Consider the following 23,722-nt stretch of genomic DNA (forward strand, 5'->3'; position numbering starts at 1 on the left):
GCTGACTTCCCAGGCCGGAGAGCATTAATGTCGCGCTACCTGTTAACGTCGTTGTTCCTCTTGCTACCCTTGGCCCAGGCCGCCGAAGCACCATCGGCCAATGACAGCCATGATCTTGCATACAGTCTGGGAGCCAGTCTTGGCGAGCGTCTGCACCAGGAAGTCCCCGATCTTGATCTCAAGGCGCTGGTCGAAGGCCTGAAGCAGGCCTATCAGGGCAAACCGCTGGCGCTCAAGCAAGAGCGCATCGACCAGATTCTGCGCGAGCACGATGCAGCGGTTGCGCAAGCCGAGACTGCAGGTACGGATGCGCCGACTGAAGCGGCATTGGGCGCGGAGCGGCGTTTCATGGAAAGCGAGAAGGCCAAACCGGGCGTGAAGGTACTGGCCGATGGCATTCTCATGACTGAGCTGACCCCGGGCACAGGCCCCAAGCCGGATGTGAACGGCCGGGTTGAAGTGCGTTATGTGGGTCGCCTGCCGGACGGCACGATTTTCGATCAGAGCACTCAACCTCAATGGTTCAGGCTCGACAGCGTGATCAGCGGCTGGACCAGCGCCCTGCAGAATATGCCGACTGGTGCGAAGTGGCGGCTGGTAATACCGTCGGACCAAGCCTATGGCGCCGAGGGCGCAGGTGACCTGATTGATCCGTTCACGCCGCTGGTGTTCGAAATAGAACTGGTCGCGGTTTCACAGTAATCAGCCAGCTGGCGTTCAAAAATGCAAAAAGGGTGCGAACGCACCCTTTGGCAACGGTATTTCTCTGGAATGTCGGCGCAGTGATCGTTCAGACCTGAGCGGCGATGTCTTCTTTGTGAGACGTGTGCAGCACTTCGATCAGGCAGTCTTCGAGTTCGAAGCGTTCGTGCAGCAGGCGCCCCAGTTGGTTGAACTCCTTGGCCACCACAGCAGCGTCCGAGCAATCGCCCTTGTCGCAACGGTCATTGAACGTCAATGCAAACTTGGTGATCACGTCCAGGCGGGGGTAGATCGTATCCGCCAGCTCAAGCCCGCGCTCATCATTGAACGCCCGGGCCTCGTCACCCAGTTGCTCATACACTTCAAAGTGCCCGGCCGAGACGTAGTCGACAAGGATGCCGCAAAAATTCTGCAGACCTTCACGATCGGCTGCCAATGCTTCGGGTGTGTCACCCAGTGCGTCGTAGGCTTCGATCAGTTCGAGGCGGCTTTGTAGCCAGCGATCAATCAGCTTATTGACCCCGCCCCAGCGTTCCTGCGCATTCTGACAACTTTCCAGCATGGTCTTCTCTCTTCCCTTTAGGGCGTGCGGTCCTGTACCAGCCTGTTGATCAGGCTTTCGCCTGACGGGGCGTCAGGACAGCCTGTTTCCAGTGACGCGTGCGGCCCAGATTATGCCCGCTCGACTAGCCCATCAAGGTACGCAGGAGATAAAGTTCATACAAGCGTTTAATGCGCGCCCTGCCCCTGGTCTTTCAGCCAGTGACTGAATTCGCTGAAAAGAGGGTACAGAGGCAGCAGAACCAGGCCTGTGAACGCCAGCAGGCTCCACTCGGGCAGGCTGATACCGAACAGTGACCAGGTAACCTCTGCGCAGAGCATTGCGTCATGTCGCAGGCGGTCAACGCACGTGTCCAGGGAAAGCAGGCCCAGTACGTATTCCAGCCTGGCAATGAACGGGATCAGTTGATCGGCTGAAGCCGTTTGCAGCCAGACCTGAGCACCTGCCGTGCATGCACCCGCGAGGGCGATCAGCAACAGCCAGAAGCTGTAGCGGCGCCAGCCTTTGCAGCCTGGCGCGTGGCAGGCGGCTGCCAGTGCCAGAAGACCGCAGGCGACAAACAAGGCCCGCTGTACGACGCACAGCACACAATGCTCAAGACCAAAGGCTTGCTGGAGAAAAACAGCGGTTCCGATGATCAATGCACATGCCAGGGATGCCAGAAAAAACAGAAAGCGTGAACGAGCCAGATACATGGCAAATCCGTAACAAAGGACGAGGCGATTACGGTAGAGGAAAGGCCTCGGCGCTTTCAAGGTGGCTGCGTACGGATGCGTCGCTGTTTACCGAGGAAAACAATCACGCTGCAATGCGGTTATTTTACTCATCGACGTAGGAAGGTTCCTGCGTGCCAGTGCGCAAGGTTGCAGGGCAGGTAAAAAGAGCCCTTGAACAGGGCCCTCGGGCATCTTTATGCCTTGGTCAGCGTGGGCAACGTCCGTGACAGAAGACGTTCGTCGAGCAGACCCAAACCTTCCTGAAACAGTTTATTGCTTCTGTCCGTTTCACCCAGTTGCGCCAGCAGGCGAGCCAGCTCCGCGCAGGTTTCCGGGTTTCGTTCGAGACGCAGGCTGCTTTCCAGATAATCCCTTGCCTTGCCCCACAGTCGGCCTTGCAGGCAGATGCGCCCCAGGCTCAACAGCAGGCTTGGATCGGCAGGGTGATGTTTGAGCCAGCCTTCCGCGACCTGCAACTGCTTCAACGGATCGCCGCCGCGTACCAGCCCGTATAGTCGTGCAAGGGGGCTGTGATATTCACGTTTGAGCGCAACGCGCAGCACTTCTTCAGCCTGAGCTTCGGCGCCCAGACGACGCAACTGATCGGCATACGCTTGCACCAGTTGCGGTTCCTGACGCTGCGCTGCGCTAAGGCCTTGCCAGGCTTTTTCCAGCGAAGGCAGGCCCGTTAGTGCGCCATCGGTGTCGTCGCGGTAAGCGGCGAGCGTGAGGTTTTCGCCCCAGGCGCGGCGCTCCAGTTCCGCCAGCTCCTTGGGCGGCAGGACCTTGTCCTTGCGCAGCTCGGGCATCAGGCGAATCAGATCGGACCACTCGCCGCGCTGCTGATACAGGCGCTGTAACTGGCGAAGAACCTGAGGGTTATGCGGATGACGCTGGTGCATCGCCTGCAGCGTAGTGAGCGCGCCATCGGTATCGCCACGGTCCTGCTGCAACTGCGCGTGGTTCAGGGCGATGGCCAGCTCTGCCTGCGGCTGACGCTCCAGGGCGCGCTCCAGCAGAGCGTCGCAGTCTTCGTAGCGACCCTGTTCGTTGGCTGCGCGAGCAGCACCGATGTAGTAGAGCAGAGGGTGAGCATCAGCTTCAGCCGCACGTTGCAGATGACGCTGTGCGCTGGACCAGCGGCCTTCAGCCAGGTCCATCTGACCTTGTTCGATCGCCAGCTGCACTCGACGGCTGCGGTTACGGCGCGACCACGGGTTGACCACGCCTCCCGATGTCGTCAGCAGCGTTATCACCAACCTGATGGCGGCTATCACCAGCAGAACGGCGACCAGCAGCGCCAGCGTCGCCCACAGGCTCGATTCGTAGCGGAAGTTCTGATAGGCGATCAGCACGTAGCCGGAATGTTCAGCGACTGCGACACCGATCAGCGCCGCAGCGACGATAGCGATAAATAACAGCACATAGAAGCGCTTCATCGGCTGGCCCCTTGCTGCGCCTCGGCTGGTTTGCCGGCGGCGTGGCGGCGTTCAAGGTAAGCCTGAACCGCACTCAGGCTTGGTGCCAGATCAGGAGTCTTGACCGATACCGGCTGGCTGGCCAGTGCATCAAGGCCCTGAACGAGTGCCTTGCCTTGCGGGTCGTCCTGATCGAAGTTGGCTTTCAGGACACTCTGCGCCTCTGTGATGGCTTTGCTGTACACCTCAGGCTCGCCATTAAGCGCTGCCCATTGTGCCTGCTCCAGCGCCAGGCTCAGGGCCAGACGAACCTGCGCCAGGCTCTGCCCTGCCAATATCGGACGAATGTCTTTGTCGGCGTTGAAGTCGACACGGAAATAACGGGAAATCTGATCCCACCATTGCGACCAGCGGCTTTGCTCGGTCTTGTCCGAGGTCAGGCCCAGAAGCGACTCGCCCTTGTCTTCATACTCGGGGGCCAGCTTGTTGAGCTGCGTGACCTGATCGCGCAAGGCAGCCAGTTGCAGGAACAGCCCTGTACGGTCTGGCTGTTCGATGCTGTGCAGTGCAGCAAGGCTTTTGGCCAATTGCTCGCGGGCAGCAAAAGATCCCGGATCGTCTTGTTCGCGCAGAATTTCATCGGCGCCCTGAACCAGCGCCTTGGCGCTGTTTATATCCTGAAGCGCCGAGAGGCGCAGGCTGGCCAGACGCAACAAATGCTCGGCTTCGGCCAGGCGCCAGTCCTTGCGGCTTGCCCCGAGAACGGTTTCGAGACGCTGGCTGAGACGCTGCTGATCACCCTGCAATTGCGCGACCAGGCGACGGCTGTCTTCCAGTTGATCGGCAGGAGGAAGCTGCGCAAGACGCGCACTCAGTTGCTGGTCATTCTGAGCCAGCACCAGTGTCTGTTCGGCGATGTCTTCGACCTGGCCGCGCTGCTGCTGGTGTCCGGCCTGGAGCATGCGCAATTGCCAGACGCCCCAACCCGCCACAGCGATACCGGCGATGCCCAGCAATAATGCGAGGAAGACCAGCCCGCTGCTGCGGGCTCCGGTCCGCTCGACGCGCACCGGATCAGGCGTGGAGGCAGGCGTTTTCAACACCGATTCTTCGTCTTTAGGCAAGGCTGTTTCGCTCACGTATCCCATCCTTTGCATTTTGGCGTAATAGCGTAAACGACAGGTGTCGATCAATACGCCTTGACGGCAGGCTCGGGTTGATCCCGTAACGCTGCCAGCAATGCCGCGGCGCTGGCGCCACGGCAATCAATAACTGTCCGGGCACCCGCTGCACGGGCGATGCCGGCAACTCTGGGGCTCGGAACAAACAACGGTAAACCGGCCAGGTCCGGCCATGAATCACCGGCCAGTTGAAGCAAATGTTCAAAACCCTGCCCACTGCTGACCACCAGCCCGTTCAAGCGTTCCACCCTCACACGTTGCGCCAGCGCTTCAGGCGCGTACTGCGGCAGGTACCGGCGATACAGCGGCAGGTAGTCAACCCCCACCCCTTGCTCACGCAGTTGTTCGGCCAGCAGCTCGCGGCCTTCGTCACCGCGCATTATCAGCACGCGACTTCCCGGTACGGCAATCGCCTGTTTCAGGCGCGGCAGCCCTAGCAAGGCTTCGCTGTCGTCGCCCTGTGCTGGCCAACTCGCATCAAGGCCGTAGTCGATCAGTATCTGTCCTGTCGCTGAACCCACGCTGAACCATGGTTGCATGGGCGGCTGCGGCCACACTTCATCAATCATTTCGATGGCCAGCCGCGCTGCGGGTTTGCTGACCACGATCACCGCACAATAATTGAGCAGGTCGAAAATGATCGAACGCTGCGCGGGCGTCAAGGGTAAAGGCTCGGTTTCAAGCAAGGGCAGACTGCTGCTGAAAATGCCGACCTCGGCCAGCACGGTTGCCAGTGCAGCCGATTCCTCGGCGGGACGGGTCAGCAGCAGGCGCCAGGTGCTCATTCGTTGTTGGCCTCGCCGTAGACAGCCTTGAGGATCTTGGCGGCGCCCTGGGCCAGCAGGGCTTCGGCGACTTCTACACCCAGCGCCTGCGCTGATGTCTGCGGGGCGCGGGCCTCGGCATGCAGCAGCACACTGCCGGAAGGGTCGCCGACAAGCCCGCGTAACCAGACATCGTCGCCTTCCAGAATGGCGTAACAGGCGATCGGCACCTGGCAGCCGCCATTGAGGTGCTTGTTCAGCGAGCGCTCGGCAATCACCCGCACAGCAGTGTCTTCGTGATGCAGGGGCGCCAGCAGGGCGTGGATTTCGGCATCGACGCTGCGGCATTCGATGCCTACTGCGCCCTGCCCCCCTGCGGGCAAGCTGTCTTCAACACTGATCGCCGAAGTGATCCGGTCTTCGAAGCCGAGGCGGATAAGGCCAGCAGCGGCGAGGATGATTGCATCGTATTCACCGGCATCCAGCTTGGCCAGACGGGTATTGACGTTGCCACGCAGGAAGCGGATCTGCAGGTCGGGCCGACGTGCCAGCAATTGGGCCTGGCGACGCAGGCTTGAGGTGCCGACGACGCTTCCGGCTGGCAGCGCCTGCAGGCTGTCGAAGGTATTGGACACAAACGCATCACGCGGGTCTTCACGCTCGCAGATGCAAAACAGGCCCAGCCCCTGGGGGAAGTCCATCGGCACGTCTTTCATGGAGTGAACGGCGATGTCGGCCCGGTCTTCCAGCAGCGCTGTTTCCAGCTCTTTGACGAACAGACCCTTGCCGCCGATCTTCGACAGAGGCGAATCAAGCAGCTTGTCGCCGCGGCTGACCATAGGCACCAGCGTGACGAGCAGGCCGGGGTGCGCCTGTTCAAGGCGGCTCTTGACGTATTCGGCCTGCCAAAGCGCCAGCGCGCTCTGACGGGTGGCGATGCGGATTTCGCGAGTGGACATTGAACAATCCGTACTGAGTAGATGCCACGGATAATAACAGCTCAGCCGGTACAGCTTCAGCGTTGACTGAAAACGCGCGGCAGCGCACTGATTCCGATTGGCGAATCGGCCAGTGGCTGGAAGGGCTGACAAGGAGGGTTGAGGACCGAGTGGCCGGAAAACACACAGACCTGACATGTCGATCAGTTTTGTGACTCGGTCTCGGCGTTCCGGGCTCTCGGGCGGCTTCCCTGTCGGGGCCCTAGAGCTGCTGCATCATTTTGCGAACACCTGCTACATGCCGGCGGCTGACGATCAAGGCATCGCCATTGAGACCCTTGAGGAACAATTGAAAATGCCCCAGCGGGGTACGTTGCAAGCGTTCGATTCGCTCACGCGCCACCAATGCATTGCGATGGATACGCACGAATCGGTCGCCGAACTCGTCTTCCAGCGCCTTCAGCGGCTCGTCCAGCAGCACCTCTCCACCTTCATGGCGCAGCGTGACGTACTTGTGGTCGGCGATGAAGTAGATCACCTGGTCCAGCGGAATCAGTTCGATGCCTTTACGGGTGCGAGCACTGATATGGCTGCGCGGCCCTGAACCTGTTTCGGCGGCTGGCCGGGTCAAGGCTGCCAGCTGTACACGGTTTGGACGTTCAGCTTTTTTCAGTGCTTCAAGCAGGTGCTCGGGGCGCACAGGCTTGACCAGATAGCCGACCGCACTGACCTGAAAGGCTTCCAGGGCGAATTCGTCATGGGCAGTGCAGAACACCACCGCGGGCGGTGCTTCCCGCTCGCACAGTTTGGCAGCGACCTGCAGGCCGTCGAGGCCCGGCATACGGATATCAAGCAGTACGACATCGGGTTTATGGCTTTCGATCAGCGCCAGGGCTTCTTCACCATTGGCGGCGCTGGGTTCCAGTACTCGATAACCCTCTATTTCATTGACCATGCGGCTCAGTCGCTCGCGGGCCAGGGGTTCGTCATCAACGATCAGGACATTCATATAGCTCTGGCTTCCTGCGTGAGTCTCGCACAAGGATAGCGTAGACAGGTGTAGTGACGACCGTCACGGCGCTCCACGCTCAGACTGGCGTGCGGACCAAAAAGTGCCGCAATACGTGCGCCGATGTTTGTCAGGGCCTGCTGAGTACCGTTGGAAGTCTGCCGGTTGGCAACTTCTTCATAGGGATTGCTGACGATCAACATGAACTCCCCCCGTTCATAGTGCGCTTCGACTGTTACAACGCCCCCGTCGACACGCGGAGCAATGCCATAAATCAAAGCGTTTTCCAATAATGGCTGCAAGGTTAGCTGGGGAATCGGCAAGTCATCAGGAATTGCACTCACCCTCCAGTCCAACTGTAGACGCTCGCCAAGACGATATTGCTCAATCGATAAATATCGTTTTGCCAATGCGAGCTCTTCGCTCCACGTAATCAGGCTGCCCGGCTTGGCCAGACTGGCACGAAAAAGGTCTGAAAGGTCCAGTACCGCCTGCTCGGCCTTGACCGGGTTACTGGCAACCAGGCTCGCGATACTGTTGAGGGTGTTGAACAGAAAGTGCGGGCGGATGCGCGCCTGCAGCGATTCGATCCTCGCCCGCAGCTCGCCCTGCTGCTGTTTGCGCCACTGACTCTGCAGGTAGAAGTAGCGCAGCATCAGGGCCGACATGATCAGCGCAATGGTCGAATAACGCAGGTAGCGTTCAACCATCCCACTGACCGAGATCCTGCCAGTAAGCTGACACACATCTGTCACGGCGGTGCATAAAAGAGTGAGACCGACCACCAGCAGGCAACTGAGCATGCCCGCCAGCCCCGGCGTAAGGCGCGCCAGCCAGGGTCGCAGACCACAAAGCAACGCAGCCGACAGCAGCACGATCCATTGCACGAACAGCGACATCAGTGCCAGGCGTACCCAGTCGAAGCCTGCACGCATTGGCTCGACCAGGACCAGCACCACCACCAGCAGCTCGGACAGAACGACGAGCACCAGCAATGCCTGGGGCAGGCACAGTTCGGGGAGGAAAAAGTCTTTGCCGGGGGTGGGGCCAGCGTCGTGCTTCACAGGTTGGGTTCGCATGGCTCCAGTCTCGGCCTTGGCCTCGTCAGCGGCAAGCGCTCCGGGGATAAAAAAGCATTAACCCTGTTATCATCGCTACCGCCCTTGTGCCAGGTATCGGGCATGCCATTTTCTGTTGAGCAACGAGTGAATCCATGAGCACCGACAAGACCAACCAGTCCTGGGGCGGCCGCTTCAGTGAACCCGTCGACGCGTTTGTAGCGCGTTTCACTGCCTCCGTCACCTTCGATCAACGTTTGTATCGCCACGACATCATGGGCTCCATCGCCCACGCCACCATGCTGGCCAAGGTGGGCGTTCTGACCGACGCCGAGCGCGATACCATCGTCGAGGGCCTGAACACCATCCAGGCCGAGATCGAGGCTGGCAGCTTCGAATGGCGCGTCGATCTGGAAGACGTGCACATGAACATCGAAGCACGCCTGACCGATCGCATTGGCATCACCGGCAAGAAGCTGCATACCGGGCGCAGTCGCAACGATCAGGTGGCCACTGACATCCGCCTGTGGTTGCGTGACGAAATCGACCTGATCCTGAGCGAAATAACACGCCTGCAGAAAGGCCTGCTGGGCCAGGCGGAACGCGAAGCCGAAACCATCATGCCCGGTTTCACGCATTTGCAGACGGCGCAGCCGGTGACCTTCGGCCACCATATGCTGGCTTGGTTCGAAATGCTCAGCCGCGACTACGAGCGTCTGGTGGACTGCCGCAAGCGTCTGAACCGCATGCCACTGGGCAGCGCTGCGCTGGCAGGCACTACCTACCCGATCGATCGTGAACTGACCTGCAAACTGCTGGGTTTCGACGTGGTGGGTGGCAACTCGCTGGACGGCGTATCGGATCGCGATTTCGCCATCGAATTCTGCTCGGCAGCGTCCATCGCCATGATGCACCTGTCGCGCTTTTCCGAAGAACTGGTGCTCTGGACCAGTGCGCAATTCCAGTTCATTGACCTGCCGGATCGCTTCTGCACGGGCAGTTCGATCATGCCGCAGAAGAAAAACCCTGACGTGCCTGAACTGGTGCGTGGCAAAAGCGGCCGCGTATTCGGTGCGCTGATGGGCTTGTTGACCCTGATGAAAGGCCAGCCTCTGGCTTACAACAAGGACAATCAGGAAGACAAGGAGCCGCTGTTCGACGCAGCCGACACCCTGCGCGATTCGCTGCGTGCGTTTGCCGACATGATCCCTGCGATCAAACCGAAGCACGCGATCATGCGCGAAGCGGCTCTGCGCGGGTTCTCGACCGCGACTGACCTGGCCGACTATCTGGTACGCCGTGGCCTGCCGTTCCGTGATTGCCATGAAATCGTCGGTCATGCCGTGAAATATGGAGTGGAAACCGGCAAGGATCTGGCGGAAATGAGCCTCGAAGAGCTGCGTCAATTCAGCAACCAGATCGAGCAGGACGTGTTTGCCGTACTGACCCTGGAAGGCTCGGTCAACGCCCGCAACCACATCGGCGGCACCGCACCTGAACAGGTCCGCGCCGCCGTGGTTCGTGGCCAGGAGTTACTGGCCGGGCGCTGAATACAGCCAAAGAGAGCGTGAGGAACGATAATCCCAACTATTGTGCCCACAACTATCGTGCCGATGCTCCGCGTCGGCATGCCTTTCTGGACGCTCTGCGTCCAATCCTGAATGCGTGGCGCAGCAGCACTCGATTTCCCTCCAGCGCACCCCGCCGTTATCATCCCCGCATCTTGTGAGGGACTTATCCGATGCTCAATGGCCTGTGGCTTGGTTTTTTTGTCGTGGCGACGATTTCCGCACTGGTGCAATGGCTGGTGGGCGGCAATGCGGGGATTTTTGCGGCGATGGTCGAAAGCATCTTTGCCATGGCAAAGCTCTCGGTCGAGGTCATGGTGCTGTTGTTCGGTACGCTGACCTTGTGGCTTGGTTTTCTGCGTATCGCCGAGAAGGCCGGTATTGTCGATTGGTTGGCCAAAGTCCTCGGGCCACTGTTTTTGCGCCTGATGCCGGAAGTCCCGCCAGGCCACCCGGCGCTGGGTCTGATAACCCTCAACTTTGCCGCCAATGCACTTGGGCTAGACAATGCGGCTACGCCTATCGGCCTGAAGGCCATGCGTTCGTTGCAGGAACTCAACCCGAGCAAGACTGCCGCCAGTAACGCGCAGATCCTGTTTCTGGTGCTCAATGCGTCGTCCCTGACGCTGTTGCCGGTGACGATCTTCATGTACCGCGCCCAGCAGGGTGCGCCCGATCCGACCCTGGTATTTCTGCCGATCCTGCTCGCCACCAGCGTCTCGACGATCGTCGGCCTGCTATCGGTCGCGTTCATGCAGCGCCTGCGTCTCTGGGACCCGGTGGTGCTTGCCTACCTGATTCCCGGTGCGCTGCTGCTGGGCACGTTCATGGCATTCCTTGGCACACTGTCTGCGGCAGCACTGGCGGGCTTGTCGTCCATTCTGGGCAACCTCACGCTGTTCGGCCTGATCATGATGTTTCTGCTCATCGGCACGCTACGCAAGGTGCTGGTTTACGAGGCTTTCGTGGAAGGGGCCAAGGAAGGCTTCGATGTTGCCAAGAGCCTGCTGCCTTATCTGGTCGCCATGCTCTGCGCGGTGGGCGTGTTGCGGGCATCCGGCGCGCTGGATTTCGGCCTTGAAGGTATTCGGCATCTGGTGGAGTGGCTGGGGCTGGACACGCGCTTTGTCGATGCGCTGCCAACTGCAATGGTCAAACCCTTTTCCGGCAGTGCCGCGCGCGCCTTGCTGATCGAAACCATGCAGACCCAAGGCGTGGACAGCTTCGCCGCTTTGGCGGCAGCGACCATTCAGGGCAGTACCGAAACCACGTTCTATGTACTGGCGGTGTACTTTGGTGCCGTGGGCATTCAGCGCGCCCGCCATGCGGTAGGTTGCGCGCTGCTGGCCGAGTTTTCCGGCGTGGTGGCGGCCATCTTCGTCTGCTATTGGTTCTTCGGCGCCACCGCCAGCTAAGACATCAAGGCGCCGGCTCGGCGGGCGTCGATTCAGCCGGCGCGGGCTCGGTTGGCGTCGAACCGGCAGCCGGGTCATCCGCCTTAGGCTCGCTGGCCTGAGGCTTTTCGGGGGCAGCCTCAGGCGTTGCCTCTTCCGCCGAGTCGCCTCCTGGCTTGAGCTTGATGATTCGACCGGTCGGGCGCTTTTCTGTCGGTTGATCGTTGTCCGTCACCACGAAGCGCAGCACACCGATCATCTGTCCGTCCTCGGTCAGCACCCTCACCTGCCAGCGGCCGGTAACGTCCTCGGGGAAGTTCTGCTTGCGCGTCCAGGCGCGGTAGCCTTCCTTGCGCCCGCCGTGGATATCCAGGGCGATGCGGTCCATCTCTTTACCTTCGTGCCACCACACATGGTAGATGCGCTCGTCCAGGCCACGCGGTGCGTTGATGGCGGTGTACGCGTACAAGCCGCCGTTGCGCAACTGTTTGGCGCTGATCAGCGAGATGCTGTCGCCTGGTGTACGGTTTTTGTTGTCGAAATCCGGGCTGACCGCCACTTCGGTCAGCCACAGCGTGGCAGGTGGCACCCACGAGCGCAGCAGCCATCCCGCAGCGCCGATGGCGAGGATCATCGCGAACACGGTCAGCGCGCTACGCCAGGTGTTCAGCGCAAAGCTCGACATCAGGCTGGGAGCCGATAACAGCATGGCGACGCCGAGCGCCAGTTTGTAGCTCTCGGCAGTGGTCAGATGCAGGATGATCGGCAGCGCCGTGAGCAAGGCAGCAAAAAGGGTCAGCGTATGCAGCGTCATGAACAGCCAGCGTTTCGGGGCCAGCCATTTGTAATACAGCGGATCGATGATCGAGATCAGCCCGGCGGCGCCCAAGGCTGCGGTAAACACAGCCTGACCGCTGTTCCAGGTGGTGGTGATGAAAAAGAACGGCAACACGAAGAACAGGCTTTCCTGGTGGATCATCTGCGTGCCGTAACGCAGCAGGCCTTGTGGAATCTCGCGGCCCAGTGCCTTGTTGAGCAGCCCGACCATGGTGTTTTCGACCATCAGCCACAGCCAGCTGATCAGCATCACCACGGCAATCCAGGTCGCCAGACCCGCCTGGCGATCAACCAGAATGAAACTGGCGATGCCGGAGACGAAACCAAATGCCGCAATGAGCCCCGGATAGCGCTGCATCAAGTTGAGCACGGGTGTCACATAGCGGTTCACGTCAAGCATGTCGGTTGTTCACTCGGTTCTGTTCATACAAAAAAACGCGCAGCGTAACAAACGCTGCGCGATGACTGCACCCCACGTGCAGTTCGGCGTCGCAATGCTATTTGTGTCGTGTTCGCCAGCGCCAGATGCCCAAGGCAACGATCAGGCTCAGCACCCCGGCAATCAAGCCATACAGGCTTTCATAGCTGAGCAGCGGTTTTTCAATTCGCATATAACCCGGCTGAGCAAGCAACTGCCGCATGGCTAGATTGGCTGTTTCCAGACTGACGGCCTTGATGCGTTTGGCCGGATCTTCAAAGCGGCCTTTCTCGTAATCGTTGAGCGCACTCCAATAGTAGTCGGCCAACGCACTGTTGCCTTGTGTGGCCCACGATTGGCGGTCAATGGCGAGCTGCTGCAAGCGCGCAAACATGGCGGGCTGCATGCCGTCTTTCTGCAGGGTCTCGACCAGCGCCCGAATATCCTGCTCGGCTTCTGTGACATCGTCGCGCTCTACATCGGCGTTCAGGCTCAAAAATCCGCTGTCACCGAACACTTCTCGCTCCGCCGAAGGACCATAGGACAGATTGCGCTTCAGGCGCAGCTCGGTATAGAGCGCCCAGTCCAGATAGCCCTTGACCAGGTCCCAGGTTTCGTCGTGCTGCTCGTCCAGTTGTGGCTCGGGGTAGATCAGGTGCAGCTTTGCGCTGTCACCCAGTCCGCCGCGTTGCAGCTCACGGCGCGGCTCGGCGGAACCGTTGCTTTGCGCCAGCGGGGGATGATCGATCGGGTCGGTAGGCGCCAGTTTGCCGTAAGTGCGTTCCAGATACGCTGGCAGCAGCTTGTCCAGGTCGCCGACCACAATCAGGGTCATGTTGTTGGGGGCGTACCAATTGGCGAATACCTCTTCGATGTGCTCAAGCTTGATGCCACCCACTTCTGGCCGCTCGGCGCATTTCAGACCCAGTTCTACTGCCAGTTGGCTGCTGGCGCTGCGGCCCGAATCGCGCCGGTCCAGCAGGCGCTGCAAGTGTGAAGAGTGCCCGCCGTCTTCGCGCTCGACGACACGTTTGACGCCATCCAGATGCGCCTGGCTGAGTTCTGTGCGGGTCATGATTTCCAGCAGCAGGTCCAGCACCTTGCGCTGATTGCGTGCGTGCGCCTCGATCACAAATGTGGTGTCGGCATTGCTGGTGAAGGCGTTCCACTCGCCGCCGAGTGCCTGCATACGCTCCTCTAGCCCGCCTTCGCCACTGTCATCAACCCCGCTGAACAGCAGGTGTTCAAGCAAGTGCGGCAGCTCTTTGTCCTGGCACGGGAAGTCATCGAAACCGATGCCGACGACCAGCCGAATCGCGACATGGCCTTTTTCGTATCCGGGTTTGAGAAGGACTTGCAAACCGTTGGGCAGCAGATAGCCCTCGACCTGAAGACGGTCAAGGGCAAACGAAGGGAATGAGCCGAGGAGCAGACAAGCGAACAGCAGGCAACGCATAAAACAGCTTTCCTGGCGGGCCGGTATGTGTAACAGACTTCACCCCGGCCCTTACGTTCACAGTGATCGCTCTGGCTCGTCCTCGCTGGACAGGGCGCCAGTGTCAGCGGTTTCGAGCACTGCGTAGGCGCTGCTGCAGAACAGCGAGTTCAGGCGCTTCATATCGGCGATCAGTTCCAGGTGCAGCGAGCTGGTCTCGATACTTTGCACGACCTTCTGCCGCAGGCGGCTGACATGGGCATGTGCCAGGCGTCGCTCCTGCGCGCGAAAACGGCGTTTCTCGCGCAACAGCTGCCGTGCGCTTTCCGGGTCGCCGCTGAGGAATACCGAAAGCCCCAGACGCAGGTTTGACTGCAACTGGATCTGCAGGTCGGCCAGCTCTTCCAGGCCGACCTCGGAGAACGAACGACGATGCGCGGTCTTCTGCTGCTGAATCTTGCGCAGCATACGTTCGATCAGGCCGCTGGCCAGTTCGAGGTTGATGGTCAGCTCGATAATCTCGGCCCATCGACGATTATCGTGCTCGCCGAGGTCTTCACGCGGCATCTGCGCCAGGTACAGCTTGATCGCGCTGTAGAGCGCTTCGACATCATCATTCAGGCGGCGTACTTCCTGTGTGACTGCCGTTTGCGTACCGCGCAGCACCGCCAACATTGAGCCGAGCATGCTCTCGATCAGATCGCCCATACGCAGCGTTTCGCGTACGGCGTTGGCCAGAGCAAGGCTGGGCGTCGCCAGCGCGGCCAGGTCCAGATGACGAGGTTTGGCCAGGCCGCCGACCTCGTTCTGCTGCGGCAGCAAGGCTGCACACAGGTGCGCCATTGGCCCCACCGTGGGCAGCATGATCAGGCAACGCGTGGTGTTGTAGATCAAGTGAAAGCCGATGACCAGCTCCTGTGGCCGGAAGCCCAGCGTGTCGATCCATTCAACCAGCGGGTCAAGCACCGGGATGATCAGCAGCAGGCCGAGCAGTTTGTACAGCAGGCTGCCCAACGCAACCTGCCGGCCCGGGACGTTCTGCATGCTGGTGCTGAGAAAAGCCAACAGACCGCTGCCGATATTGGCGCCGATCACCAGGCCGATCGCGACCGGCAAGCCAATGACTTCGGTGCCTGCCAGCGTGGCGGTGAGCAGCACCGCTGCCAGGCTGGAATAGGAAATCAATGCGAACATGGCGCCCACCAGCGCATCCAGCAGCAGGTCGCCGGTCAGCGAGGCAAACAGCACTTTGACCCCCGCCGCCTGAGTGATGGGCGCAGCGGCTGCAACGATCAATTGCAGCGCCAGCACGATCAGGCCCAGACCGATACCGACCCGACCCAACTGCCCGGCACGGGTCTGCTTGCGCGACAGAAAAAACACCACGCCAAGGAAAATCAGCAGCGGTGACAGCCATGAAAGGTCGAACGTCAGCACGCGCGACATCAGCGCCGTACCTACATCGGCCCCGAGCATGATCACCAGCGCTGGCGTCAGCGTCATCAGGCCCTGGCCCACGAAAGACGTCACCAGCATGGCCGTGGCGTTGCTGCTCTGTACCAGGGCTGTGACCAGAATGCCGGCAATGAAGGCCAGTGGTCGTCTGGACATGTTCTGGCTGAGCAGACGGCGCAGTTGCGCTCCGTAAACACGAAGGATGCCAGTGCGCACGATATGCGTGCCCCAGATAAGCAGGGCGACGGCAGACAACAAATCGAGCAGGGTCAGCATGCAGAAAGCCCCCTGAGTTTTGCCCATTCAGGCGATAAAATTAAAGATGCAGCGTGTAGCGAGCGGGGATGGGTTTGTAGCGCTCCACTAAGCTTTAGTCGGCCTTTGGCCTTGGCGCCAGCATCGCACAGGGCGGGTTTCATTGAAATAAAAGTGTCATAAATCAGTATTTTGATGTCGCGTACTGGCACCTGACGTAGATACGCCACGAATTGTTCATGCCAATGCGCGCCTGCCGCCCAAGGGAGGCAAGCCGATTGCCGGGTCAATCCATTGTGAACGCGACGTTGGGGTCGAATTTCATCCCGACAGCCTTGGCGACGGTCATGCCCTTCTCATACGAAAAGGATTTATCCGCAGTGGGCTGAAAAAACTCGATGAAATCCAGGCTGCGGCGGCTGAAAACGAAACCGCCAATCAGCGGCTGATTGACCGCATAAAGGTGCGGACACAGCGCCATCATCGACGAAGCCGGTACGCCGATCAGATGTTCCTCAAGATCGCCGTCCTGCTGAGCATCTTGCGGGTAGAACCACAAAGGGGTGCTGATAAACAGGTAGGAATCAGGCCCCAGACTGGACAGCAGCGTCCGCACCAGCCACCGGGCAGTGTCAGCCGTCAGGTGCTCGACCACGTCCAGCAGGCAGATTATCCGGTACTGGGCCAGTCGCTCGGATGACAATTCCTGAGCCAGGCCATGCCAGATATTGCGGTAGGTGGCGTTTTCATACAGCTGCGAATTCTGGCAATTGGCTTCCCAGCCATCGATGCCGTCCACCGACCAGTGTGCAGTGTCCGGGTTTGATTTGATCAAAGCCCCCAGCGTACCGGAGCCAAACCCGATATCCAGCACTTCAACCTCGGCGCCCGGGTCTTTCAGGATATGGAAAATCATCGCCTTTGGAGAGACCGAATCACCTTCTACATAGCCCGTTGCAGGGGGAAAGCCTTCGGTGGGCTGATAGTTTTCAACATATTGCTTCATGGTCGGAATCCTTGACGGGGTAATTGCGGTGGGCTGGATGAGGTATTCCGGGGATTCTGCTGAAACATCCGCGTCGGGTTCAGGCATCAGTCAAGACAGTGTAGGGGCTTTCATAGAGTCGGCGTCTGGTGATGCGGGGTTATCGGAAATATCCGCTGATACAGCGGGTTATCGGCTGACTATTCAATTTCGTGAAAGCGCTAACCTGAGCTCAACTCGAACTCACTTGGCGAAATAAGGGCTGATGACGCGAGGCGTTGCTTGTGTCTCATTTGAGATACATGGTGACAAATCACTTATCAGCAGAGGCGACTATGGCAACTCAGACACCCAGGCTGCCTGCCGCTCGGCAATGGCCGCCCTGTTAACACCGACCATTGATATCCAGGCGAGCGGGCGCTCATGTCGGCGACCGCAATACGGCCGCCCATTGCACCCTGAACCCGGTTTACTCCGTACTGGTCGCACTCCAGTGCTGAGCATTGGCATGCTGATCAGATATGAGCACTCAACGAAACCGGTCAACCTCATTGCGCAACTCAGTCGCCAGGCCGTTCAGTTCCTGAGCGGTGATCGCGAGGTTGGACATCACCTGGCGTTGTTCGCTGTTGGCCATGGCGATGCTTTGCAAGTTGCTGCTGAGCATGGTCGCTGTGCTGCTTTGCTCCTGGGTCGCGGTGGTGATGGCTGCGAACTGATGGCCTGCCGAGCGGCTCTGTTCGTCGATCTGCGCCAGCGCAGAGGCCACTTTGGAGTTAAGCGCCAGGCCTTCCTGCATCAGGGTGTTGCCCTGTTGCATGGTGCTGATCGCGTTGCCGGTTTCCTGCTGGATGCTGGCGATCATGCCGGAGATTTCGTCAGTGGCTTCGCGCGTCCGTGACGCCAGGCTGCGAACTTCATCCGCCACCACGGCAAAGCCGCGGCCTTGTTCACCGGCACGTGCAGCCTCGATGGCGGCGTTGAGGGCGAGCAGGTTGGTCTGGTCGGCAATCGAGGTAATCACCCCGACGATACTGCCGATTTCCTGTGAGCGCTGGCCCAGTGTGTCGATGACCTTCGCCGTGCTGCCGAGAGAGGTCGCGATCTGTTGCAGCGATGAAGACGCTTCGTCCATCGAGGTCCGACCGATTCGGGTCTGTTGCGCATTTTCCTGCGCCAGACGCTCGGTATTGCCCATGTTGTCGGCAATGTTCATCGACGTGGCACTGAACTCCTCGACGGCACCAGCCATGCTGGTGATCTCGCCGGACTGTTGCTCCATGCCCTCGAAAGCGCCACCGGACAGACCGGACAGTGCGTTGGCACGGCTGCTGACTTCCTGCGCGGCGATGCGGATGTGCGACACCATCGACGACAGTGCTTCACTCATCTTGTTGAAGCTGCCGGACAACTGCCCGATTTCATCATTGCTGGTGACGTTGAGGCGAACGCTCAGGTCGCCGGCGCCCAGGGCATCTGCCTGACGGACCAGTTCCGACAGCGGCCGCAGCTTGCTGCGCAGCAGCCAGATGGCGCTGATGACTGCGATCAGCATGGCCAGCAGACTGCCTATAGCCAACTGGGTGCCCACGCTCCAGGTCACTTCGCTGATTTCATTGCGTGGCATGCTGGCAATGACTGTCCAGGGGCCACCGGCAAACGGTTGGCCTACGCTGTAATAGTCATCGCCACCTTCATCCCAGAACTGCGCCTTGCCTGGTTTGCTGGCCAGGTCCGCAACGGCTTTTGCGGCGCCTTCCGGAGATTTGACGCCCGCAGGCGGAACCAGCCAAGTGCCCTTGTCGTCCAGCAGGGCCAGCGAACCGGTGGAGCCGATACGGAAACTCTTCAGGTTGTCGAACTGGGTTTTCTGCGCATCGGTGTAATCGAAACCCACGAACAGTGCCGCAATGATTTTGCCGCTGCTGTCGCGAACCGGGCTGTACTGGGTCATGTAATAGCGATCGAACAGGACCGCTTTGCCGACGTAGCTCTGGCCGGCCATCAAGCGCTCATACGCTGCGCCCTTGCGATCAAGCACGGTGCCGATGGCGCGAGTGCCATCCTGCTTGCTCAGGGAGGTGCTGATGCGGATGAAGTCGTCGCCGCTGCGCACGAAGATCGTGGCCACGCCTGCGGTCATCGAGCGAAATTCGTCGACTTCGGCAAAGTCATTGTTCAGCGCGGTATCACCGGAATACAGGCCGGGGGTCTGCGTGCCCGCTACGTTAACCGGCTTGTCAGCCTGCAAACTCAGGCCTCCGGCGAAGCGCTTCTCGAACAATCCGCTCAAGCGCTGGGTACTGTCGCGCAGCGTGCTGTGGAACGTGTTGAGCTGATCGGCCAGCAGTCTGGCTTCGCTCGACATGTGTTCTTCGCGAATGACCAGATTGGATGCGTCCAGAGACCTCAAGGCAAATAGCGTACTGCCGCTGATGACAACTGCCAGGATCACTGCCAGAGCAATACCGAGTTGCGAGGCAATTCGGGTACGGGGCTTGGACATAGAGACTCCACGCCAAATGATTGGAGTCGCCGGGTCCGTGGCTTACCATTCAGCTGAATTAAGTTAAGGTTTTAAGCCGCCGCAGGGGCAGTCGTCAGGAAATGCTTCGGCTAGCAAGATCGTTACTTGAGCGCGAGGCGAGACATTAACAAATGATGGCAGTTCAATACTAAACAAATTTTCATTTCAGTATTTCAACTAACGGCAACTCCATGGCTTTCACTTCCGACTGAAGAAAATCACTGAGGCGCCGCAACCTCTCTGCACCGGGCCTTGTGCGCGGCCACACCAGATAATAGTTTTCGCCACTAAACACAGCTGTGCGCCAAGGAATACTCAAGCGCGATTGCGCCACGTCTTCGGCGACCATCAGCAGATCACCCATCGACACGCCATAGCCGCGTGCTGCGGCAATCATTCCCAGCTCGAGGGTGTCGAACACTTGCCCGCCCTTGAGCGATACCTGGTCTGTCAGGCCCATGCGGTTCAGCCAGGTGCGCCAGTCACGTCGGTCGGGCGTGGGGTGCAGCAACTCCGCCTTGGCCAGACGCTCGACGTCCCATGGCGGATCTTGCAGCAACGTCGGCGCACCCACTGGGATCAACAGCTCCGGGAACAGCAGGGTAGCTTCCCAATCCGATGGGAAGTGCCCATGACTGAGCAGGATCGCGCAGTCGAACGGCTCTTGGGCGAAGTCCACGGCATCGATGTCCATCCAGGCGCTGGTCAATTGCACCTCGTTGCCCACCTGCAGATGACGAAAGCGACTCAGACGGGCCAGCAGCCAGCGCATGGTCAGCGTAGAGGGCGCTTTCATGCGCAGAATGCCCTCTTCGGTCTGCAGGGTGCTGCAGGCCCGCTCCAGCGCCAGGAAGCCATCGCGTACACCGGGCAACAAGGCACGTGCCGACTCGGTAAGTTGCAAGTTGCGGCCATTACGCTGAAAAAGACGGCAGGCGAAATGCTCTTCCAAGGTGCGTATATGACGGCTTACTGCACTTTGGGTAATTGATAGTTCTTCAGCCGCGCGCGTGAACGAGGTATGTCGTGCGGCAGCTTCAAATGCCCTTAGTGCGTAAAGAGGAGGAAGATTACGGGACATGCATAGCGTCCTGCCGGCGATGGGCACTCACTGTAACGCAAATCATCTCGCATGAGTTTTAGTCATGCTGAGCATCGCATTTATCGTTTTGTGCTTGCGCGCGTATCCACCCAGAATAGGCGTCCATCTGAACTCCGCCGTAGAGCATTGCCACCATGCAGCATCCCGCCCTCAAAGAACTCTGGATCATCCTGCGCCTGGCCGGGCCGCTGATCGCATCGCAAATGGCGCACATGCTGATGGTGTTCACCGACACGGTGATGATGGGCAAGATCGGACCGGAAGCGCTGGCGGGCGGCGGGCTGGGCGCTGCCACGTACAGCTTCGTGTCGTTTTTCTGCGTCGGCGTGATGGCTGCGGTCGGTACGCTGGTTTCGATTCGGCATGGTGCCGGCGATGCAGAAGGCGCGACCCGCCTGACCCAGGCCGGATTGTGGCTGGCCTGGGGCATGGCGCTGATCGCTGCGTTGTTGCTGTGGAACCTTGAGCCGATCCTTTTGCAATTCGGGCAGGCCGAAGCCAATGTGCATATGGCAGCTCAATTTTTGATCACCCTGCCCTTCGCCCTGCCCGGCTTGCTCAGCTTCATGGCCTTGCGTGGTTTCACAAGCGCTCTGGGGCGTGCAGGGCCGGTCATGGCCATCAGCCTGGCTGGCGCGGCAGCAAACTTCGTTCTCAATTACGCGATGATCCATCAATGGCTCGGCCTGCCCAATCTGGGGCTGATGGGGATCGGGCTGGTTACAGCCATCGTGACCAACTGCATGGCGCTGGCCCTGGCCCTGCATATCAAAAGGCATCCGGCCTACGCGGCTTACCCGATCAGCAAAGGGCTCTCGAAACTGTCGCGCAGTCACCTGAAAGAGCTGTGGCGTCTGGGCCTGCCGATTGGCGGGACATACGCGGTGGAAGTCGGCCTATTCACATTTGCAGCGTTCTGCATGGGCGCGATGGGCAGCACGCAGATGGCAGCGCACCAGATCGCCCTGCAAACGGTGTCGATGGCGTTCATGGTTCCAGTGGGAATGTCTTACGCGGTGACCATGCGTATCGGCCAGCATTACGGTGCAGGCAACCTGGAGATGGTGCGCATGGCTGGCCGTCTGGGCATCGGTTTTGGCGGTGCCGTGATGCTGATGTTCGGGATGCTGTTCTGGCTGGCACCGCATCTGGTCATCGGCCTGTTTCTGGATATCGATGACCCGGCGTTCGCTGAGATTGTCGTGCTGGCCGCCAAACTGCTGGCCATTGCAGCGTTGTTCGAGTTCTTCGACGGCACCCAGACGATTGCTATGGGCGCGATTCGCGGGCTCAAGGATGCACGCACGACCTTTCTGATCGGTCTGGGCTGTTACTGGCTGATCGCCGCGCCTGCCGCCTGGGTACTCGGCTTCTCTACCGACGCTGGCGCATCAGGCGTCTGGTGGGGGCTGGCGCTGGGCCTGTTCTGTTCGGCAGTGGCGCTGACGTATGCGTTTGAATGGAAGACCGCCCGCCTGTTGCGGCGGCAGGCCGCAGGTCTGCTTGTGTCGGGCTGACCTGGCGCCTGCTCAGGCGGAGGTCAAAGCTTCTGTGTGTGAGGCTTCCGAGTACAGATAGGTCATCAGTTCATCCAGCGGCAGTGGCCTGCTCAGCAAATAGCCCTGCACCTGATCGCAACCGAAACTGCGCAGCAACTCCAGTTGCCCGACGGTTTCGACGCCTTCGGCAACCACTTCCAGGTTCAGGTTGTGCGCCAGATTGATCATCGCGTTGACCAGCTTGCGGTTTTCTTCGCGTGTTTCCATCTGGCTGACAAAACCCATGTCGATCTTGAGCAGCGCGATGGGCAGGCTGTTGAGGTGCATGAACGATGAATAGCCAGTGCCGAAGTCGTCCAGCGAGAACCGCACGCCCAGCCGTCGCAATGCTTCCATGGTCTGTCTGACCTGGTCACTGCGCCGCATGATTGCGGTTTCGGTCAGCTCGAATTCCAGCCAGCGCGCGTCAACACTGTGTTGCTCTATGAGGCGGCTCAATGTCGGCAATAACTGGCTGTCCTGAAACTGCCTGAACGACAGGTTGATCGCCATGTGCAGCGGCGCAAAGCCCTGCTCGCGCAACGTCTGCATGTCGCGCAGGGCGCGCAAGATAACCCAGTAACCGAGCGGCACGATCAGGCCGCTCTGCTCGGCCAGCGGCACGAACTCGCTGGGCGCCAGCAGCCCGCGCTCCTGGTGACGCCAGCGCACCAGCGCTTCCAGGCCGACCACGCGGCCGCTGCTCAGGCACAGTCGCGGTTGGTAATGCAGCTCCATCTCGTCACGGCGCAAGGCACGACGCAGCTCGCCTTCCAGGTCGGCGAGGCTGCGAGCGTTGCGGTTGATGCGCTCGTCGAACAGGTGGAACGTGCAGCCCTGGATGCTCTTGGCCTGACGCATCGCAATATGTGCGTGCCACATCAGCGGGTCGGCTTCGAGACGGCTCTGCGAGTGGGCAATGCCCAGGCTGCAACCCAGCAGCAGGCTTTCGCCATCGATCCAGTAAGGCTCTGCCAGAACGTCGGTAATGCGTTCGGCCAGTTGCAGGGCGCGTGCGGGTGTGGCTTGGGTATCGATCAGCAGAGCGAATTCGTCGCCGCCGAGTCGGGCGATCTGATCACCGGCGTCCAGCTGGTTTTTCAGGCGCGCCACCACTTGCAGAATCAGCCGGTCACCGGCCTGATGCCCCAGCGAGTCGTTGGCGCGGCGGAAGTTGTCCAGGTCCAGATGCCCCATCGCCAGGTTGCCACCCTCGGCCAGACGGGTGGCCAGCTGGGCCTGAAAACCCTGGCGGTTGGCGATGCCGGTCAAGGGGTCCTGACCTGCCAGGCGACGCAAAGTGTCTTCCAGGCTGCTGCGCTCATGCACATAACGCAGGCAACGGCGCAGTACATCGCCGGTCAGCGTGTCGCGCACCAGCCAGTCGCAGACACCGCTCGGCGCGACCAGCGGTTCCTCTTCCAGCAGCACTACGGTGGGTAGCAGGCAAGCGCCGGTTCTGGGCTGCAGGTCGGGGGTGGTCAGCAGGACGGTATTGCGTTCATCACCGTACCGGGCACTGAAAACGTCCCAGTTCGCGCCATGCAGCAGTGTGATGTTACCGCTCGGTGCGGCGACGCAACCGTTCAGGAGCGCCTGCCAGAAAGGCTCGTGTGCCAATAAAAGCAATCGCAGGGGTTCGACAGGTGTAGGCAATCTAACTTCCTAAGCACAAAGGAAAAACCGGTGGCCACGCTCTCGCGGGAGCCCAACAGATACACGTATCGTCGCGTCGCGGCGCAAATGTAACAAAACCAGAAAAATTAGATAGCGGTCACTGCCCGTCGCGATGATCGCTGCACAAACCTGTGGGCCTGTTAAAATGCCCGACCTTTTTCGCAGACGACCCCTCTTACCGCC

Annotated in this window: 19 protein-coding genes and 1 pseudogene; 4 read left to right on the forward strand and 16 right to left on the reverse strand. The window is 60.0% G+C overall.

Annotated elements, in window-relative coordinates; translation table 11 throughout:
* Window positions 1-27 precede the first annotated feature (27 nt).
* Complete coding sequence (locus tag POR16_RS25725) at window positions 28-702, forward strand: FKBP-type peptidyl-prolyl cis-trans isomerase (protein ID WP_005894656.1); 675 nt, start codon at window positions 28-30, stop codon at window positions 700-702.
* An 88-nt stretch (window positions 703-790) separates the two neighbouring features.
* On the opposite strand, the gene POR16_RS25730 is transcribed toward POR16_RS25725, so the two are convergent.
* From POR16_RS25730 to POR16_RS25765, 8 genes are all read right to left on the reverse strand, one after another.
* A complete protein-coding gene (locus tag POR16_RS25730; RefSeq protein WP_005894653.1) occupies window positions 791-1,264 on the reverse strand; it encodes an Rsd/AlgQ family anti-sigma factor in 474 nt (157 codons plus the stop codon).
* A gap of 167 nt (window positions 1,265-1,431) precedes the next feature.
* Complete coding sequence (locus tag POR16_RS25735; RefSeq protein WP_005894651.1) at window positions 1,432-1,959, reverse strand: disulfide bond formation protein B; 528 nt, start codon at window positions 1,957-1,959, stop codon at window positions 1,432-1,434.
* Between the two features lie 215 nt (window positions 1,960-2,174).
* The gene (locus tag POR16_RS25740) at window positions 2,175-3,419 is read right to left on the reverse strand and encodes a heme biosynthesis protein HemY (protein ID WP_005894648.1); all 1,245 of its coding nucleotides are present in this window, start codon (window positions 3,417-3,419) and stop codon (window positions 2,175-2,177) included.
* Entirely contained in the window at window positions 3,416-4,537 is a 1,122-nt protein-coding gene (locus POR16_RS25745; RefSeq protein WP_005894645.1) for a uroporphyrinogen-III C-methyltransferase, read from the reverse strand. The genes POR16_RS25740 and POR16_RS25745 overlap by 4 nt, the downstream gene beginning before the upstream one ends.
* A gap of 50 nt (window positions 4,538-4,587) precedes the next feature.
* Window positions 4,588-5,364, reverse strand: a complete 777-nt coding sequence (locus tag POR16_RS25750) for a uroporphyrinogen-III synthase (RefSeq protein ID WP_005894641.1) — start codon at window positions 5,362-5,364, stop codon at window positions 4,588-4,590.
* Complete coding sequence (gene hemC, locus POR16_RS25755; RefSeq protein WP_005894637.1) at window positions 5,361-6,302, reverse strand: hydroxymethylbilane synthase; 942 nt, start codon at window positions 6,300-6,302, stop codon at window positions 5,361-5,363. Before hemC ends, POR16_RS25750 begins: the two co-directional genes overlap by 4 nt.
* Window positions 6,303-6,543: 241 nt before the next feature.
* Entirely contained in the window at window positions 6,544-7,290 is a 747-nt protein-coding gene (locus POR16_RS25760) for a LytR/AlgR family response regulator transcription factor (protein ID WP_005894634.1), read from the reverse strand.
* A complete protein-coding gene (locus POR16_RS25765) occupies window positions 7,287-8,369 on the reverse strand; it encodes a sensor histidine kinase (protein ID WP_005894632.1) in 1,083 nt (360 codons plus the stop codon). The genes POR16_RS25760 and POR16_RS25765 overlap by 4 nt, the downstream gene beginning before the upstream one ends.
* A 134-nt stretch (window positions 8,370-8,503) precedes the next feature.
* On the opposite strand from POR16_RS25765, the gene argH reads away from it, so the two are divergent.
* Together argH and POR16_RS25775 are read left to right on the forward strand one after the other, a co-directional pair.
* A complete protein-coding gene (gene argH, locus POR16_RS25770; protein ID WP_005894629.1) occupies window positions 8,504-9,898 on the forward strand; it encodes an argininosuccinate lyase in 1,395 nt (464 codons plus the stop codon).
* A 191-nt stretch (window positions 9,899-10,089) separates the two neighbouring features.
* Complete coding sequence (locus tag POR16_RS25775; protein WP_005894626.1) at window positions 10,090-11,331, forward strand: nucleoside recognition domain-containing protein; 1,242 nt, start codon at window positions 10,090-10,092, stop codon at window positions 11,329-11,331.
* Window positions 11,332-11,335: 4 nt separating this feature from the next.
* Here POR16_RS25775 and POR16_RS25780 read toward each other — a convergent pair whose 3' ends face one another.
* The 7 genes and pseudogenes from POR16_RS25780 to POR16_RS25805 all read right to left on the reverse strand — a co-directional run bounded on the left by POR16_RS25780 (window position 11,336) and on the right by POR16_RS25805 (window position 20,303).
* Window positions 11,336-12,547, reverse strand: a complete 1,212-nt coding sequence (locus POR16_RS25780; RefSeq protein WP_005894623.1) for a DUF5924 family protein — start codon at window positions 12,545-12,547, stop codon at window positions 11,336-11,338.
* Between the two features lie 97 nt (window positions 12,548-12,644).
* Window positions 12,645-14,021 carry a M16 family metallopeptidase gene (locus tag POR16_RS25785; RefSeq protein ID WP_005894620.1) on the reverse strand — a complete coding sequence of 459 codons (1,377 nt, stop codon included), beginning with the start codon at window positions 14,019-14,021 and terminating at the stop codon, window positions 12,645-12,647.
* A gap of 57 nt (window positions 14,022-14,078) precedes the next feature.
* On the reverse strand, window positions 14,079-15,731 hold the full coding sequence (locus POR16_RS25790) for a Na/Pi cotransporter family protein (RefSeq protein ID WP_024691105.1): 1,653 nt from the start codon (window positions 15,729-15,731) through the stop codon (window positions 14,079-14,081).
* A gap of 265 nt (window positions 15,732-15,996) precedes the next feature.
* A complete protein-coding gene (locus tag POR16_RS25795) occupies window positions 15,997-16,716 on the reverse strand; it encodes a class I SAM-dependent methyltransferase (protein ID WP_005894610.1) in 720 nt (239 codons plus the stop codon).
* A gap of 508 nt (window positions 16,717-17,224) precedes the next feature.
* The gene (locus tag POR16_RS27210; RefSeq protein WP_420376869.1) at window positions 17,225-18,085 is read right to left on the reverse strand and encodes a methyl-accepting chemotaxis protein; all 861 of its coding nucleotides are present in this window, start codon (window positions 18,083-18,085) and stop codon (window positions 17,225-17,227) included.
* Window positions 18,080-19,201 (reverse strand): annotated as a pseudogene (locus tag POR16_RS27215) (Cache 3/Cache 2 fusion domain-containing protein); the annotation flags it as partial. The pseudogene POR16_RS27215 and the gene POR16_RS27210, both read right to left, overlap by 6 nt.
* Window positions 19,202-19,382: 181 nt before the next feature.
* Window positions 19,383-20,303, reverse strand: coding sequence for a LysR substrate-binding domain-containing protein (locus POR16_RS25805; RefSeq protein ID WP_005894603.1), 921 nt, complete (start codon window positions 20,301-20,303; stop codon window positions 19,383-19,385).
* Between the two features lie 155 nt (window positions 20,304-20,458).
* Between POR16_RS25805 and POR16_RS25810 the strand changes: the two genes are divergently transcribed.
* The gene (locus POR16_RS25810; protein WP_024691101.1) at window positions 20,459-21,841 is read left to right on the forward strand and encodes a NorM family multidrug efflux MATE transporter; all 1,383 of its coding nucleotides are present in this window, start codon (window positions 20,459-20,461) and stop codon (window positions 21,839-21,841) included.
* A 12-nt stretch (window positions 21,842-21,853) separates the two neighbouring features.
* Here the strand turns inward: POR16_RS25810 and POR16_RS25815 are convergent, their stop codons facing one another.
* On the reverse strand, window positions 21,854-23,518 hold the full coding sequence (locus tag POR16_RS25815) for a putative bifunctional diguanylate cyclase/phosphodiesterase (protein WP_024671125.1): 1,665 nt from the start codon (window positions 23,516-23,518) through the stop codon (window positions 21,854-21,856).
* Window positions 23,519-23,722 lie beyond the last annotated feature (204 nt).

The organism is Pseudomonas coronafaciens pv. oryzae str. 1_6, assembly GCF_000156995.2.
In the GTDB taxonomy this organism is placed as follows: Bacteria; Pseudomonadota; Gammaproteobacteria; order Pseudomonadales; family Pseudomonadaceae; genus Aquipseudomonas; species Aquipseudomonas tremae.

Excerpts from the sequence above, each read along its gene's own strand:
- POR16_RS25760 (WP_005894634.1), bottom strand. The coding sequence starts at position 7,290 with ATGAATGTCCTGATCGTTGATGACGAACCCCTGGCCCGCGAGCGACTG.
- hemC (WP_005894637.1), bottom strand. The coding sequence starts at position 6,302 with ATGTCCACTCGCGAAATCCGCATCGCCACCCGTCAGAGCGCGCTGGCG.
- POR16_RS25725 (WP_005894656.1), top strand. The coding sequence starts at position 28 with ATGTCGCGCTACCTGTTAACGTCGTTGTTCCTCTTGCTACCCTTGGCC.
- POR16_RS27210 (WP_420376869.1), bottom strand. The coding sequence starts at position 18,085 with ATGAGTGAAGCACTGTCGTCGATGGTGTCGCACATCCGCATCGCCGCG.
- POR16_RS25805 (WP_005894603.1), bottom strand. The coding sequence starts at position 20,303 with ATGTCCCGTAATCTTCCTCCTCTTTACGCACTAAGGGCATTTGAAGCT.
- POR16_RS25765 (WP_005894632.1), bottom strand. The coding sequence starts at position 8,369 with ATGCGAACCCAACCTGTGAAGCACGACGCTGGCCCCACCCCCGGCAAA.
- POR16_RS25730 (WP_005894653.1), bottom strand. The coding sequence starts at position 1,264 with ATGCTGGAAAGTTGTCAGAATGCGCAGGAACGCTGGGGCGGGGTCAAT.
- POR16_RS25785 (WP_005894620.1), bottom strand. The coding sequence starts at position 14,021 with ATGCGTTGCCTGCTGTTCGCTTGTCTGCTCCTCGGCTCATTCCCTTCG.
- POR16_RS25795 (WP_005894610.1), bottom strand. The coding sequence starts at position 16,716 with ATGAAGCAATATGTTGAAAACTATCAGCCCACCGAAGGCTTTCCCCCT.
- POR16_RS25740 (WP_005894648.1), bottom strand. The coding sequence starts at position 3,419 with ATGAAGCGCTTCTATGTGCTGTTATTTATCGCTATCGTCGCTGCGGCG.
- POR16_RS25790 (WP_024691105.1), bottom strand. The coding sequence starts at position 15,731 with ATGCTGACCCTGCTCGATTTGTTGTCTGCCGTCGCCCTGCTTATCTGG.
- POR16_RS25750 (WP_005894641.1), bottom strand. The coding sequence starts at position 5,364 with ATGAGCACCTGGCGCCTGCTGCTGACCCGTCCCGCCGAGGAATCGGCT.
- POR16_RS25780 (WP_005894623.1), bottom strand. The coding sequence starts at position 12,547 with ATGCTTGACGTGAACCGCTATGTGACACCCGTGCTCAACTTGATGCAG.
- POR16_RS25775 (WP_005894626.1), top strand. The coding sequence starts at position 10,090 with ATGCTCAATGGCCTGTGGCTTGGTTTTTTTGTCGTGGCGACGATTTCC.
- argH (WP_005894629.1), top strand. The coding sequence starts at position 8,504 with ATGAGCACCGACAAGACCAACCAGTCCTGGGGCGGCCGCTTCAGTGAA.
- POR16_RS25735 (WP_005894651.1), bottom strand. The coding sequence starts at position 1,959 with ATGTATCTGGCTCGTTCACGCTTTCTGTTTTTTCTGGCATCCCTGGCA.
- POR16_RS25810 (WP_024691101.1), top strand. The coding sequence starts at position 20,459 with ATGCAGCATCCCGCCCTCAAAGAACTCTGGATCATCCTGCGCCTGGCC.